The sequence below is a fragment of the Aerococcus agrisoli genome, from assembly GCF_003797145.1.
In the GTDB taxonomy this organism is placed as follows: domain Bacteria; phylum Bacillota; class Bacilli; order Lactobacillales; family Aerococcaceae; genus Aerococcus; species Aerococcus agrisoli.
Map to the genome: position 1 here is coordinate 17825 of NZ_RKMG01000022.1, position 16478 is coordinate 34302.

The following is a 16478-nucleotide window of genomic DNA, read 5'->3' on the forward strand; positions in this document are numbered from 1 at the left end:
CTTAATTACCCCCTACAACTTCTTCATAACCAATTACTGCGATTTCATCTGGTGTACCAATAACTTCAGAACCATCAGCAATCACAGCACCTTCACCTAGGATTGCATATTCAATTCGAACATTTTCCCCGATACTAGTACCCTTCATCACAATAGAATTTGAGATACTAGAATTCTTACCTACAAGAACATCAGGTGATAAGATAGAATCTTTAATATTGCCTCGAATAATGCAACCATCGCAAATCATTGAGTTTGCTACTTCAGATTCTGGTGTTAAGAATTGTGGTGTTGTAATAAAGTTTCTTGAGAAAATTGGCCAAGATTTATCACGCAAGTTCAATGGATGCGTTTGGTCTAAAATTTCCATATTTGCTTCCCACAATGAATCGATTGTACCAACGTCTTTCCAATAACCATCAAAAGCGTAAGCATAAATTTTTTCATTGTTTTCTAAGTATGCAGGGATAACATTTTGACCGAAATCTTCCATACCTTCAGGGTCGCTTGTTAAATATTCGCGTAATTTAGCCCATGTGAAAATGTAAATCCCCATTGAAGCTAAATCACTCTTTGGATTTTCAGGTTTTTCCTCAAATTCAACAATGCGTCCTTCAGCATCTGTATTCATAATACCGAAGCGTGAAGCTTCTTTAATTGGTACAGGTTTAACGGCAACAGTGCAATCAGCACCATTTGCTTTATGTTCAGCTAACATTGGTGAATAATCCATTTTATAAATATGGTCACCTGATAGAATTAACACATACTCAGGGTTTTTGCTATCAATAAAAGAAACGTTTTGATAAATAGCATTGGCAGTACCATTGAACCATTTTTCACCATCACTAGATGAATATGGTTGCAACACGAATGCGCCCCCATCACTAGTATCTAAATCCCATGAATCACCATTACCAATATGATCATTTAAAATCATTGGTTCGTATTGGGTCATCACACCAACGGTTGAAATGCCTGAATTTGTACAATTGCTCATTGTAAAATCGATAATACGGTATTTCCCTCCAAAGGGAACAGCGGGTTTTGCAATATTTTGTGTTAATTTACCTAGACGAGTACCCTTACCACCGGCAAGAATCATTGCAATCATTTCATTATTTAACATAATCGTGGAGTTAAACTCCTTCCCCCTTTACAAAATGACAGAGACTATCAACAAATTGATTTGAATTTAGAATTGTTTTCCCAAAAACCAGTAACCAACTCCTTTAATGCATTGGTAATTATTTATGCTTCTTAGTAACCTGAACCTTATCTGGTTCTAATACAATTGCGGCCAACGAAGGTAAGGTAATTTCAATAGAATATGGTTGGTATTTATGAGGCACATCCACTGTTTCAAAAATCAATGTTTGTGTTTCCCAATTACCACCAAATTCTTTCATTTCACTATTAAAAATGACTTTATAGCTTCCACTAAAAGGAACACCAATTCGGTATTTTTGTCGTTCCACTGGCGTAAAATTAAATGCACATACGGCTACATCACCAGTTTTTTTCCCTTTTCTAATAAAGGATAAAGTCGTTTCGATTTCATCATCTGCTTCTACAATATCAATACCTTTTTTATCCGTATCCAATTCATGCAGGGCTGATTTATCTTTGTATAGCTGGTTTAAAGTTGCTATATAATGTTGAAATTCTGAATTATACGGTCTATTTAATGAATCCCATTCTAATTGATCATAGAATCGCCATTCCAAGAATTGACCTATCTCATTACCCATAAACGATAATTTCTTACCTGGGTACAACAAATGGTAGCCTTCTAATACTCGTAAGTTAGCAAATTGTTCATATCGATTTGGATTAGGCATCTTCCCTAATAAAGAATCTTTTCCATGAACTACTTCATCGTGCGAAAATGGTAAAATGAAATTTTCATCATGCATGTACATAAAAGTGAAGTTGACCAATTTATAGTTATGCTTACGTCCGATTGGATCAATTCCAAAGAATTTTAAGGTATCATTCATCCACCCCATATTCCATTTGAAGTTAAATCCAAGTCCACCTAAACTGGTAGGTTTGGTAACACCGTCCCAAGCAGTTGACTCTTCAGCTATCATTAAATATGAAGGATCTCGTAAAAAGATTTCGTTATTTAATTTTCGCAAGAACTCAACACCTTCGAGATTGACATTGTTACCATATTTATTTGGTGTCCAAGGGCCAATATCGTAATCCAGATAAAGCATATTGGATACAGCATCTACGCGAATGCCGTCAAAATGGAAACTCTCCAACCAGAAAATGGCGCTAGAAATTAAGAAGGATTGAACTTGTTTTCTACCTAGGTCAAAATTCTTTGTACCCCAACGATTGTTTACTGCACGGTTAGGGTCTTGGAATTCATAAGTTGGCGTCCCGTCAAAATTCGCTAAGGCATCATCATTCACAATAAAGTGTCCCGGTACCCAGTCAACTAAAACACCAATTCCAGCATGATGACATGCATTTACAAAAGACATTAAAGGTCCAAAATCATGGCCAAAACGCCCGGCAATTGAAAAGTATCCACTAATTTGATAGCCCCATGAGGCTTCTAATGGATGGTCCATCAATGGCATAAATTCTATATGTGTGTAGCCCATTTTTAATACATATGGGATTAGCTCACGTTCTAAGTCAGCAAATGAATATGATGTCCCATCAGCGTGTTTGCGCCAAGACGACATATGAAGTTCATAAATGTTTATGGGTTCTGCAAATACATTAGTTTGCTTTCTTTTAGTCAACCATTGCTTATCTGTCCATTCAAATGTAGGCATGTTTTGAATAACTGAAGCGTTTTTTGGGGCAACTTCGCCAGCAAAGGCAAAGGGATCTTGCTTTTCTTTTTTCACCCCATGTTGATCTTCAATAACAAATTTATACAAAGCCCATTCTTTTACATTCGGGATGAATATGGACCATCCACCAGTATCAGCGATTTTATTTAAAGCAACTTCTTGCCAATCATTAAAGCTACCTTCGACGTATACTTGTTTCGCATTTGGCGCCCATACCGTAAAACGATAGCCTACCTGATTGGATTCAATACTTGCTTTTGCACCCATAAATTTGAAGGCTTCATAATGATTACCAATATTGAAATAATACATTTCATCAAGTAATCTTTGGATTATTTTATGTTCAGCCTCTTTTATTTCATTCTTCATGTTACTCACCTCTAACTTCATCATTTGCTGGAAAATAGTGTTTACTATTATTGAAACAATCCTTGTAAAACATTTCCAGCTACTGGTGTCTTAAAGGATAAATCTAACATGGCTAACATTGTTGGACCTTCATCAACTAAACGACCCTCTTCTATTACAGCTCCAGCAGCAATTTTAGGGCCTTTTGCCATAAACATTGTGGTATAGTTTTCTCGTTCAGGATCGTATCCATGGCTAGCTTTTAACAACTTAACACCTGGTATATTTTTATTTGTTGCTTCCATAATAGGTCTTTCAATATCACTTTCAAAGTAATAACCTGCTTTTGCTTCAATTAAAGCAAAACAATTTGGATCTGCGCCTTTAGCAGTAGCCTCTTCTTGGTCATAAATGACATCTATATACTGTGCTAATGGTTTCAATACGTTTTTCAAATCTTCTATTGTAAAATTACTGTCTTCGTTTTTATAAATGTAAGTTGACCCGTCAGCACCCTTTGCATAAATATCGTAATGAATGATTTTGTTATCATCATTGACCTTAATTAGCCCAGCTTTTTTAAATAAATGATTTGGTCTGATTACTGATCCAGTGTCGATTTGGTAATGATCACCTAAAAGGACGATATGTGCATCTTGATAAGCCGGTGTATCTTCAATTGCTGCGAAAATTTGACCTAAATGGTTATCCATTCGGTCAATTGCAGCTTTTGCTTCGGGCGATTTAACCCCATAACCATGTCGTGTTGAATCTAAATCAACTAAATGTATCGCCATCACATCAGGCTGCTCTTGTTTAATGGTATCTACCGTGATAGCTGTCACAAAATCGTCTAATTCAGGTTGCTTTATGCCATTACGCAAATGTCCAAATTTGCTATTTTTTTGAATTAAATATTTAGGACTTGATGCTAGTAAGGATACAGCCACTTGTGAATGCCATTTTCTGTTCGCAAAAATCTCAGCAATATTATAATCGATAGATTTACTTTTACCCGTTACCGGCCATAAAATGGTCGAAACAGACAAACCATTTTCTTTTGCAATATCAAAAATGGTAGGTGTTTTAATGTATTTTGCATACCAATACCAATCTGGAGAAATACGGTCAGGTTGGATAAAAGTATTATTAATGATGCCATGATCTTTAGGATATTGACCTGTAATGATAGAGGTATGACACATATAAGTTAAAGATGGGTAAACAGATCTTACTTTTTCAACTAAAGCCGCTTCTTCCTTAAATTTTTTAAAATTAGGTAGCGTTAATGCATAGTTTAAATCTTCCGTACCGAATGCATCTAAACTAATAATGACTAATTTCTTCTGTGACATTTCCAGGTCCATCCTCCATTTTTTTACTTTTATGATATATTCTATTTTACCTTATATTAACTTAAATTACATGAAAAAGCTTTCATTTTTTTAAAAATAAAAAAAAGCGAGGACAAAAATGTCCTCGCTTTCTTCAAGACTAGGGTCGCAGCCGTTCACATCAGCTTTTGACCAAGTACCCACTTCCCGTGGTGGCTTTCGCCTGTACCCTCTTTAACTACATGCACAGACTTACATATGCTGTGCGTTTCGCCTCATCGCATGAAGTAATTATAGCATGTAAAACTTAAGAAAACAATCTTTTTGTCAAATAAAAACGTATTACAAAAATTAGGTTGAATACAAGATTATTTAGCGCGAATGACTTCGATTTTATACCCATCAGGATCAACTACAAAGAAGTATCTTGGGTTAGTATCACCAGGTAATTGTTTTAATTCTGTAACATTAAAACCTTGCTCTTTTTGGCTAGCATGCACTGCTTCTAAATCCTCTACTGCGATTGCAATATGTCCATAGCCATCTCCAAGGTCATAACCTTCAGAATCATAATTGTAAGTTAATTCTAATTCATAGTCATCTCCTGGCAAACTTAAATAAGCCAAAGTAAATTTGCTTTCTGGGTAATCCTTTTCACGAGCTACTTCAAAACCAAATGCTTTTTGATAGAAATCCTTTGATGCTACTAAGTCTTTCACACGGTAGCAAGTATGTGCCATTTTCATATGTACACGCTCCATTTCTTCTATTGATATAAGTTAACTATATCTTATCAAAGTTTGGAGAAAAGGTTAACCTTAATCTGATTTTTTATTTTAAAAAATTCAAATCATTTTAGATATGGTCTTTGCTAGTAAAGTGTGATTGCATATATTGAAATCCTACTTTGATAAATTTGCGTAATACATCTTGGTCGATGTCTTGTAATTTATTTACATATACACAGGATACACCTGCTTTATATTTGCCTATTTGGTCTAAATATACTTGTGATTCTTCTTGATCATATTTTAAGTATAATGAAAATCGTGCTTTTTGAATGGAAAATCCAGTAATAGGCCAAACGCCTTCAATACCTGAAGATGTTGTGTATTCATATGCCCCAAATCCGATAATACTATTACCCCACATAACAGGTTCCACACCAGTTTCTTCAGTAAAAATGTCTAGTAAAGTTAACCCATCAGCTTGTTTGTTTTTCGAAACATCTAAGGAGAGAATATAGTCTTTAGGATTTTGATCAGTTGGTAATGTTTTTTGTTGGTATGTCATGATGTTTCTCCTTAAATTTATCTATATTTTTATACTGGAATAATTATCTCTTCTGTAAATTATGTTATCATGGAATGAAAAGAAGTACATCTAATAAAAGATTATGAGAAAGATTTTCAATGATAAGGAGTAGCTATGCAGAAAACATGTCCAAATTGCCATGCAAGTATTGCAGAAAATAGTAATATTTGTCCATTTTGTCAATTTTCATTTGATATTGATGAAGATTTTGCTGACACAATTGAAATTCCTGTTATAAACAATAAAACGATAGATAGAGATGATAACGTGAAAATTTATAAAGAAGAAAATACATTTGAAGAAGATTTAAATGAAAACACCGAAGATTTCGATAAAACTGTGATTCGTCCAACGAGTCAAGAACCACAAGAAGAAAAAACAAAAAATGGTCGCTTTTCATTTGGAAAGAATAAGAAAGCTAAGTCTGATTCAGATTTCGATGGTCCAAGTCGTCGTAACGCAAATGCTAATCAAAACTTCCTAAGTGGTTATTTTAACTATTTAGTATCCTATTTAAAACATCCATTACAAAAACCAGATTTTAATCTAGTAAATAATCGTTCAAATTATGGTATTACTTCCCTACTGGTGTTAGCAGTAGGGAATGCAATCTCTTTCACATTTTTAGCAAATTATTTTGTGACACATTACGAGTGGTTTGCTGATTTGTCAGTGTTACCAAACTTAGATTTTAATTTTGTAGCTTGGCGATTTGGTCTAAAAACATTTGTCTTCTTACTGATTTCTCTTTGGATATTACCTATTCTTTCTCATTTTATCCGTGAAAAATTAACTAAAGAAAAAATCCCGAATAGTGCTTGGTTAGATCATTATTATGGCATGAATAGTTTTACTGTGGTAATTGCTTTTATCTGTTTCTTAATTTCTTTACTTGCACCGCTAATCTTTACGATTATCGTTTTACTAATTGTTTTATTACAAATTGCCCTATTACTAATCACCCTAACAATGGCTTTAATGCAAGGTAAAGTTACGAATCAATCGAAATTATTCTATAGTATACTTGCTAGTTTAACTGTATTTTTTGTACTAGAAATATTCTTAGTAGGTTTGGTATACTAATTTTATTGAAATTTCTAATGTTTAGGTTTAGGCAATGTTCTAAACCTAAGTTGCGGCTATGGCGGAATGGCAGACGCGCTGCCTTGAGGGGGCAGTGAGAGAAATCTCGTGCAAGTTCAACTCTTGTTAGCCGCATATTTTATTAAAAGAAAAACCGAAGACAGAAGTCTTCGGTTTTTCTTTTATGATTATAAATCTACAACGTCATAGCCAGCTTCGCTAAGTACAACTTTCGCTTGCTCACCTTGACCACCATGTACTTGAATTGTGATTTCAATACCATCCGTATCATTTACGAAAATATGTGAAACTGAGATACCAGCATCTGCTAATACTTTTGTTAATTCAGAAATCACACCGATACGGTCTTCTGAAATTTTTACAACAAAGCGAGATTCTGAGTCACCAGCTAAATAACCTGATAAATCGATTAATGCTTTGAAGATATCTTTATAGGTAATAATACCTGTAACACTTTGATTATTGTCTACAATTGGTAACACACGTAAATCGTTAGTACGCATGAATTCGGCTGCTTCTTCAACCATCCAATCAGTTGTTGCTGTAGGTGCTTTTGCATTCATGAATTCAGCAACACTTGCTTTAGAAAGGATGTAATTCAATTCATATACACTTAAACTAGTTGCATCAGATGCAGATTTAGCATCGATGATATCTTGTGTAATGATACCCACGTATTTACCATCTTTTACAACAGGTAAATTATGGATTTTGTGTTCTTCCATTTTTGCAACGGCTGCTGAAACTCCTGTTTCAGGTGATACTGTAATTAGGTCAGTACTCATATATTGTTTTATCTTCATTAGATAGAACCCCTTTCTCTGTCGCATCAGTCATGTTTTGAAATGCTTACATTCATTTTATCAAATACTAGACTAAAGTACAGATTTTTTCAACAGATTAGTTTTCAGGTTCGATAATTGTGACATTATCAGTTGGTTCACCATTCACTACTTCTTGAATGTATGCTGGCGCAGATACGTTATGTTCTGCATCGAAAGTAATATCATAAGCAATACCTTGGAAATCTTTCGTTGCAGCAATTGCATCTTTAATAGCTGTTGAATCAGTAGAATCAGCTGCATCAACAGCATCCATCACCATGTTAGCAGCATCATAAGCAACTGCTGAGAACATATCTGGTTCTGTACCGAATTTTTCAACATAAGCATTGTAGAAATCTTGAACTTCTTGAGGTGAATCTTCAGTGTAAACAAAATGCGCTACGTAATATACATTTGTCATATTTTCTGCACCAGCTAGATCAATGATATTTTGGTTACCCAAGCCATTTGGCCCAACGATGGCAATATCAATGCCCATTTCACGAGCTTGCTTAATGATTGGACCAGCTTCTTGATAGTAGCCTGCAATAAAAATAACATCAGGATTTTGAGCTTTCACATTGGTCAATACGGAAGAAAAATCAGTATCTCCAGAAATATAAGATTCATCTACAACTACTTCTCCATCAAAGCTTTCAACAAAAATGTCTGTAAGATTTTGACCATAGTCAGTTGAATTATCCTTTAGGACGGCGGCTGTTTGATAGCCTTGTTGGTTAGCAAATTCTGCAATTGCGGATCCTTGGAAAGAAATTTGGAAGCTAGTTCTAAAGAAGTATTCCCAAACACTGCCTGTTTCGGTATTAATTGTTGCGTTATCTACGGTAGTTGTTGCAGATACAAAAGGTACTTCAGCTTTTTCTGCAATTGGTTGTGCTGCAAAAGTTAAAGCTGCAGTTGCTGGACCAAGTACAACATCGTTGCCTTCATCGATTAGATAAGACATACCAGCAGCAGCTTCTTCAGGAGCACCTTGATTATCGTAAGACGAATAAACAACCTCTTTTCCATCAATCCCGCCTGCTGCATTTCGTTCTTCAATTGCCAACTGGACGGCGTTATCTTGTACTACACCATATGCAGCAGTAGCACCTGTTAATTCCCATAGACCACCAATATTAACGGTGTCTGATGCTTCACTTGAAGTTGATGAACTGGATGAATCATTTGCTGCTGAAGTAGCTGTGGTTGTAGCTGAAGAACAACCTGCAATAAGAAATACGGTTGAAAGTGCTGCAGTAATCAATTTTTTAAAGTTGTTTTTTTTCATCATTTTAACGCTCCCTATTTTTTATCCATTTGCCTACCCGATACAAACCTTAAAACATCATCCTTATCAGTTGCATCTTTGTTTATGGCCAATAAAAAAGACGCCAGCCTCGCGTTACGGGCTGACGTCTTAGTTAAGAGCCCGTATTTCACGAGAAATAGGACTCTACAATATGTGGTAGAATCCTCAGTTAACTAATAATAATAATAAGTTTTGATGTGGGAAGATAGAAATAATTGCTGTTTGTTCGATTGCATTATGTTTCATTTTGATTGAAGCTGACATTATTTCTACCTCCCTCTCTTTAAGATATTTATAATATAACAAATAGAATGATAAAAAACAAGTTTAAATCTAATCTTTTTTTAATTTATTTTATCTTTTCTAATAATTAACTCATTTTAGTTAGCGATTGGCAACATACTCAAGCCAATACGGCCCTTTTGTTCATCAATTTCTGATACCCAAACGTCCACGATATCTCCTACCGATACAATATCAGCAGGATTGGAAACAAATTTCTTAGACATACGTGAAATATGTACTAAGCCATCTTGTTTAACCCCAACATCAACAAAAGCACCGAAATCAACTACGTTACGGACTGTTCCTTGTAATTGCATACCAATTTTTAAATCTTTTAAAGTTAAAACATCTGAACGTAAGATTGGTGCTTCAACATCTTCACGCGGGTCACGACCAGGTGTTAACAATGATTTTTGAATATCGACTAATGTTTCTTTACCGATTTCAAATTGTGCAGATAAACGATCTAAATCTAATTCAGCAATTTTGCTACGATTCTCTTCAGCTTGAATATCTTCAACAGCGATATCTAATTCTTTTAAGATAGCTGTTACAGTGGCATAATTTTCAGGGTGAATACCTGTGTTATCCAGGATATTATCTCCTTCAGGAATTCGAATAAACCCAACGGCTTGCTCATAAGTTTTTGGTCCAAGACGTTTAACTTTTGCCAATTGCTTACGGTTTGTAAAAATTCCATTTTCATTACGGTAAGCAACCACATTTTTAGCAACAGCCATAGATAAACCAGCTACGTGGCTCAATAATGATGCTGAGGCTGTATTTAAATTAACCCCTACACGGTTAACTGCAGTTTCTACGGTGAAATCAAGCGTTTCTGCTAATTCTTTTTGTGATACGTCATGCTGGTATTGACCAACACCGATAGCTTTAGGATCGATTTTAACCAATTCAGCTAATGGATCTTGTAAACGACGCGCAATAGAAACAGCTGAACGTTCTTCAACATTAAAATCAGGGAACTCTTCACGTGCAATATCACTTGCAGAGTAAACAGATGCACCTGCTTCATTGACAATTGAATAAACTAAGTCCAAATTATTCTCTTGAATTTGTTCTGCAACAAATAATTCAGATTCACGAGAGGCAGTACCATTACCGATGGCGACCATTTCAACGTTATAATCTGCTACTAATTGATTAAATTTACGTGCAGCTTCTTCTTTTTTGTTAACTGGTGCATGTGGGTAAATGACATCTTTGGCCAAGACTTTACCAGTAGCATCAACGATAGCCAATTTACATCCTGTTCTAAATGCAGGGTCAAGACCTAAGACAGTTCGCCCTTGCAATGGTGGTTGCATCAATAAATGACCTAGGTTTTCTGCGAAAGTATCGATGGCATGTTTTTCTGCTGTTTCAGTTAAACTTGAACGAATTTCTCTTTCAATAGAAGGTTTTAAGAAACGATCTAATGCATCTTGAATCGCTGCCTGAATTTCGCGAGTAGACACGGGCCGGCCTTTAATGAATTTATTCACCAAGTGTTTAATAATTGGGAATTCATCGCTTTCTACTGAAACATTTAATATTTTCAGTTTTTCCCCACGGTTCATTGCCAATACTTGATAAGGTTTAATATTCGCGATGTTTTGGCTAAAATCATAATAAATTTCGAAGACTGCTTTGTCATCTTCAGCATTTTTACGTTTAACACTCACTACATTTCCTTCACGTAAAGTATATTTACGCATCCAAGCACGGATATCTGCATCTTCAGAAATCCATTCAGCCATGATTTCGTGCGCACCTGCTAAGGCTGCATCGGTGTCAGCGATATCTTCATTTAGATATTTGCTAGCTTCTTCTAAGACATTACCAGTAGTTGGTGATGAGAATAACCACTCAGCTAGTCCTTCAAGTCCGTTTTCTTTTGCAATTGTAGCTTTTGTACGTCTTTTTTGTTTATAAGGCGCATATAAATCTTCAACTGTTTGTAAAACGGTGGCTTTTTTAATTTTATCAGCCAATTCTTTTGTTAGTTTACCTTGCTCTTCTATAGTAGAAAGAACAGAAACTTTACGTTCTTCCAATTGTTTTGTGTATTGATACGCATGGTCGATATCACGAATAGCAACCTCGTCTAGTGATTGGGTTGCTTCTTTACGATAACGAGCAATAAATGGTACGGTATTGCCCTCTTCAAGGAGACTCAATACACTTTCAATTTGCTTTTGAGTAAACGGTAACTGTTTATTTATAATTTGAATGTAAGATGATTCCATATTCAACACCTTTCTCTGTTCACGAACAATCATTATATACCAAAATTTGCAGTTTCGCTATTGTTCAATCTTATCTCATGTTTTCATGAGAAAAATTAGGGTTATTTATTGCAATTTTATCTCAGATAAAATATAATTAATTCATACTTAAAACAGTTCCATAAGGGAGTAATCAGCGATTTTGAATCGTGGCGGCGCCAACATATCCGGCAGATACCTGCTGGTGTCGTCTTAAAAGATGAGACTTATGGCTACTTCCATAATTGGAGTAGTCATAGGTCTTTTTTTGGAGATAGGCCCGGGAAAACGTTTTAAGCATAATAAAATTTAGGATGGAGAGATGGTTAATGGCAGAAAATAAGAATGATCAAACATTCTTTACTCAAGAAACTGACCAAGTTTTAGCAGATTTAAATGCAACCACTGAAGGTTTAACAAATGCTGAAGCAAAACGTCGTTTAGAGCAGAATGGTTATAATGAATTAAAGGAAGGTGCTCGTAAGACTACCCTTCAAAAATTCTTTGATCAATTTAAAGATTTAATGATTATTATCCTATTAATTGCGGCAGCACTTTCTGTAATCTTAGAAGGAGCTCAAGGTGCGGTTGATGCGGTTATTATCTTAGCGGTTGTTTTAATTAATGCAATCATGGGTGTAATTCAAGAAAACAAAGCTGAGGATGCAATTGACTCACTTAAAAAAATGTCTTCACCACGCGCAAATATTCGTCGTGACGGTGAAATCCAATCAATTGATTCTTCTGAAATCGTTGTTGGTGACGTGGTAGTACTTGAAGCCGGTGACGTAGTACCAGCCGATATGCGTTTATTCAAAACTAGTTCATTACAAATTGAAGAAGCAGCACTAACAGGTGAATCTTTACCAGTAACAAAAGATACAGCTGTTGTTGATGCTGAAGCTGGTATCGGTGACCGTGTGAATATGGCTTTCTCTTCTACTAACGTTACTTATGGACGTGGTGAAGGTGTCGTTACTTCAACTGGTATGGATACTGAAGTTGGTAACATCGCAGAAATGCTTGAAAATGCTGACAACAAGATTACACCATTACAAGAAAACATGAACGCTTTAACTCGATTCTTAACATATGCAATCGTTGTTATCGCCGTTGTAATCTTCTTTATTGGTTTATTACGTGGTTTTGGTTGGGTAGAAATGTTGTTAACTGCAATTTCAATTGCCGTTGCAGCCCTACCAGAAGGTTTACCTGCAATTTCTACAATTATCTTAGCTTTAGGTACTCAAAAAATGGCAGACCGTCGTGCGTTAGTACGTAAATTACCTGCTGTTGAAACTTTAGGTGGTACTGAAGTAATTTGTTCAGATAAAACTGGTACATTAACACAAAACAAGATGACAATTGAAAAAGTTTACTACAATGGTGAACTACACAATGCATCTGAAAAAATTGACCACAACGAACCTGTATTCCGTATTATGAATATGGCTAACGATGCATCAATCGCTAATGACGGTTCCTTAGCTGGTGACCCTACTGAAACAGCGATGATTCAATTTGGTTTCGATCAAGGTTATGACGTACGTGACACAATCAAAGTACAACCTCGTGTAGGTGAAGTACCATTTGATTCAGATCGTAAAATGTCTACTACTGTTCATGAAACATTAGGTGAAGAACAAGCTCATGGTAAATATGTTTCAATGACTAAAGGTGCGCCTGATGTTATTATTGAAAAATCTACACATTACCTAAAAAATGGTGAAATCTTACCATTAGATGATGCTGCTCGTGAAGAATTATTAGACGCTAACCACGGTATGGCTATCCAAGCATTACGTGTATTAGCAATGTCTTACCGTTACATTGACGAATTACCTGCAGAATATACAAGTGATACTTTAGAGCATGACTTAATCTTCGCTGGTATGGTTGGTGAAATCGACCCTGAACGTCCAGAAGCTCGTGACTCTATTGCTACTGCTAAAAAAGCTGGTATCCGTACAGTTATGATTACTGGTGACCACAAAGATACGGCTGCTGCAATTGCTGCACGTTTAGGTATTATTGAAGAAGGTCAAGAAGAAGCCGTTACTACTGGTGCTCACTTGAACGAAATGTCTGATGAAGAATTAGCTGCAAAAGTTGAACAATATTCAGTTTATGCACGTGTATCTCCAGAGCATAAAGTACGTATCGTATCTGCATGGCAATCACACGATAAAGTTGTTGCGATGACTGGTGACGGTGTTAACGACGCCCCATCATTAAAACAAGCTGATATCGGTATTGGTATGGGTATCACTGGTACTGAAGTTTCTAAAGGTGCTTCAGACATGGTATTGGCAGATGATAACTTTGCTACTATCATCACTGCAATTGAAGAAGGTCGTAAAGTATTCTCAAACATCCAAAAAGCAGTACAATTCTTACTATCAGCTAACTTGGGTGAAGTAATGACATTGTTCGTTGCTACTATGTTAGGTTGGTCAATCTTAGCGCCAATCCATATCTTATGGATCAACTTGGTAACAGATACCTTCCCAGCAATCGCATTAGGTCTTGAAGATGCTGAATCAGATGTAATGGAACATAAACCTCGTGGTCGTTCAGGTAACTTATTATCTAACGGTGTATTACCTTCAATTATTTATCAAGGTATCTACGAAGGTGCTGTAACATTGTTTGTATTCTGGTACGCAACTTACCAAATGGGTGCTCCATTAGAAGATGCTGAAGCTATGGCATTCTTAACATTGGCATTCATCCAATTGTTCCATGCATACAACTCTAAATCAGTATTTAAATCTCTATTCTCTTCAAATCCATTCAATAATAAATGGTTAAACATCGCTACTTTAGCATCAACTGTTTTAATGTTAATCACTGTATTTATCCCAGGCTTAAACAACGCCTTCGGTACAATTCACTTGTTAGGTGACCCAATGGCACCTCAAATGTGGTTAGTAATTATCTTAGCTGCTGCCTCAGTAGTACCGTACGTTGAACTTGGTAAATTTATTATCCGTGCTACTGGCTTGGATGAAAAATTTGATGCTGGTTCTGATCAAAACAAACAATAATTCCTTACACTACAGTAAGTGATTAAAATAGAAGTGGCTGGGCTTACCCAGCCACTTTTTTTATGTCTATTTATAAGAATTTCTTGTAGATAGCTAGCTGTATTGATACTATAAAATTAATACATAATCTTATAAGGAGGTTTTTGATGGCACGTACACTTGACCAAGGGCTTCAAAAATTATTAGCCTATTATTTCGAACAAACGGCGATTAAGCCCCTATTCTTTTTTACTTTGGCTATTCTATTCATTTTATTTGGCCTAAGTATCCAACCGTTACCTAGTATTATTGACGGTTACTGGACCATTCTGATATCACCAAGTAATTTGATCACAGACTATTTTGCTGTAGGTGGTATCGGTGCTACTTTCGTGAATGTAGGATCCTTGCTCTTAGTGAACACTTATTTGATTCAAAAACGTGTATCTAAAATATCAGGTCCCCTACTTGCAGCCATGATGACTGTAATGGGTTTCTCTTTCTTTGGTAAAAATCTATACAATACGATTCCATTTTTTATCGGTACTTATTTTTACTCTAAATATAGTGGCAATAGTCTGTCTAGATTAATGATTGCAGCCCTTTTTTCATCAGGTTTAAGTCCTGTAGTATCTATTATTACATTTGGACAAGATTTACCTATTTATGTAAGTATGCCGATTGGGATAGCCGTTGGGATAATCATTGGTTTCATCATCCACCCTGTAGCAGCCAGTTTTCTACGTTTTCATCAAGGTTATAATCTGTACAACATCGGATTTACAGCTGGTGTCATAGGTATGATTGTTACCTCAATTATGCTGATATTCCAATTACCTGTAACCTATACGATTGAAACCAAGGAAATTACAAGTCCATATGTCACCCTACTTTTTGTTTGTATTTCCATCATATTCTTCTTATCTGGTTTCGCTTTAAATGGCTACTCCATGAAGAATTACATGAAAATTTCAAAAACATCAGGTCGTTTGATTACTGATTTTGTGACTGAGTTAGGGACACCAATCACTTTGATGAACATGGGGATACAAGGTTTGCTGAGCCTATCCTATGTATTTCTCGTGGGCGGTCATTTAGATGGTGCTGTTATTGGTGGTGTGTTAACAGTTATTGGATTTTCGGCTTTTGGTAAACATCCATTTAATGTAACACCTGTTGTTATAGGCGTTTTCTTAATGCAGTCAGCTATGAGTATCGGCAGCCCAAGTTCCACAAATTCATTACTAGCGGCATTATTTGGGACAACTTTAGCGCCAATTGCCGGTTCATATGGCTTTTTTGCTGGAATGATTGCAGGTGCTTTACACGCAGCAGTTGTACAGAACACAAGTGATTCACACGCTGGATTAAATCTTTACAACAATGGTTTTTCCGGAGGATTTGTCGCAGCATTTCTAGTGCCTATACTAGATGTTATTAAGGAGAGAAAACAAAATAATGAGAGAACACGCTAAAGTGAATCGGATTGTATCTGAATTCATGAACTTTTTTGAATCTTATCACATACACCGATATAAGATGGATATTTCCATTGCTGAGAATAAGCAAGCTACATCTGTGATTAAATTTACCGGCAAAAGAGATCATTTACCGGAAAGATTTATCGATGATTTGAATCTCCTGAAGGGTCCTAGACAAGTCGAATTTGAATACTATTATGAAGATTTACTAGGTGTCAGAGATGATTCATTTAGCATTGAGATTTTATCCGCTTCTATTGATTACGTAACCTACACTGTGACTGATGTTGGCTTTGAAATTTTAGTTGAACGTGTATACCATTAAACAAAAAAGGCAGTGAGGAATATGGTACACTCCCTACAAAGTAGA

At 35.8% G+C, this 16478-nt stretch carries 12 protein-coding genes and 1 tRNA gene; 5 read left to right on the forward strand and 8 right to left on the reverse strand.

From position 1 onward, the window contains the following. Window position 1: 1 nt before the first annotated feature. The 5 genes from EF384_RS06975 to EF384_RS06995 all read right to left on the reverse strand — a co-directional run bounded on the left by EF384_RS06975 (window position 2) and on the right by EF384_RS06995 (window position 5791). Window positions 2-1129: a glucose-1-phosphate adenylyltransferase gene (locus tag EF384_RS06975; protein WP_123780609.1), complete on the reverse strand. Its 1128-nt coding sequence runs from the start codon at window positions 1127-1129 to the stop codon at window positions 2-4. A gap of 118 nt (window positions 1130-1247) precedes the next feature. Then, window positions 1248-3185, reverse strand: coding sequence for a 1,4-alpha-glucan branching protein GlgB (gene glgB / locus EF384_RS06980; protein WP_123780610.1), 1938 nt, complete (start codon window positions 3183-3185; stop codon window positions 1248-1250). A gap of 47 nt (window positions 3186-3232) precedes the next feature. Further along, window positions 3233-4519, reverse strand: a complete 1287-nt coding sequence (locus EF384_RS06985) for an alkaline phosphatase family protein (RefSeq protein WP_123780612.1) — start codon at window positions 4517-4519, stop codon at window positions 3233-3235. Between the two features lie 347 nt (window positions 4520-4866). Next, on the reverse strand, window positions 4867-5244 hold the full coding sequence (gene gloA, locus EF384_RS06990) for a lactoylglutathione lyase (RefSeq protein ID WP_123780615.1): 378 nt from the start codon (window positions 5242-5244) through the stop codon (window positions 4867-4869). Window positions 5245-5353: 109 nt separating this feature from the next. Next, window positions 5354-5791, reverse strand: a complete 438-nt coding sequence (locus EF384_RS06995; RefSeq protein WP_123780617.1) for a DUF1801 domain-containing protein — start codon at window positions 5789-5791, stop codon at window positions 5354-5356. Between the two features lie 135 nt (window positions 5792-5926). Here EF384_RS06995 and EF384_RS07000 point away from each other — a divergent pair, with 135 nt between their 5' ends. Both EF384_RS07000 and EF384_RS07005 read left to right on the forward strand, forming a co-directional pair. Then, complete coding sequence (locus EF384_RS07000; RefSeq protein ID WP_123780619.1) at window positions 5927-6895, forward strand: zinc ribbon domain-containing protein; 969 nt, start codon at window positions 5927-5929, stop codon at window positions 6893-6895. 52 nt (window positions 6896-6947) lie between these two features. Next, window positions 6948-7030 (forward strand) — tRNA-Leu (locus EF384_RS07005). A 53-nt stretch (window positions 7031-7083) separates the two neighbouring features. Here the strand turns inward: EF384_RS07005 and EF384_RS07010 are convergent. The 3 genes from EF384_RS07010 to EF384_RS07020 form a co-directional block, all read right to left on the reverse strand. Further along, entirely contained in the window at window positions 7084-7719 is a 636-nt protein-coding gene (locus tag EF384_RS07010; protein WP_123780621.1) for a CBS and ACT domain-containing protein, read from the reverse strand. A 97-nt stretch (window positions 7720-7816) separates the two neighbouring features. After that, complete coding sequence (locus EF384_RS07015; RefSeq protein ID WP_233570066.1) at window positions 7817-9034, reverse strand: ABC transporter substrate-binding protein; 1218 nt, start codon at window positions 9032-9034, stop codon at window positions 7817-7819. Window positions 9035-9432: 398 nt separating this feature from the next. Further along, complete coding sequence (locus tag EF384_RS07020) at window positions 9433-11583, reverse strand: Tex family protein (protein WP_123780623.1); 2151 nt, start codon at window positions 11581-11583, stop codon at window positions 9433-9435. Window positions 11584-11930: 347 nt separating this feature from the next. Here EF384_RS07020 and EF384_RS07025 point away from each other — a divergent pair, with 347 nt between their 5' ends. The 3 genes from EF384_RS07025 (at window position 11931) to EF384_RS07035 (ending at window position 16433) form a co-directional block, all read left to right on the forward strand. Continuing rightward, window positions 11931-14648 (forward strand): cation-translocating P-type ATPase, encoded by a 2718-nt coding sequence (locus tag EF384_RS07025; protein ID WP_123780625.1) that lies wholly within the window; start codon window positions 11931-11933, stop codon window positions 14646-14648. 146 nt (window positions 14649-14794) lie between these two features. Continuing rightward, window positions 14795-16102, forward strand: a complete 1308-nt coding sequence (locus EF384_RS07030; protein WP_123780627.1) for a DUF1576 domain-containing protein — start codon at window positions 14795-14797, stop codon at window positions 16100-16102. Continuing rightward, window positions 16086-16433, forward strand: a complete 348-nt coding sequence (locus EF384_RS07035) for a hypothetical protein (RefSeq protein WP_123780629.1) — start codon at window positions 16086-16088, stop codon at window positions 16431-16433. Before EF384_RS07030 ends, EF384_RS07035 begins: the two co-directional genes overlap by 17 nt. Window positions 16434-16478: the final 45 nt, after the last annotated feature.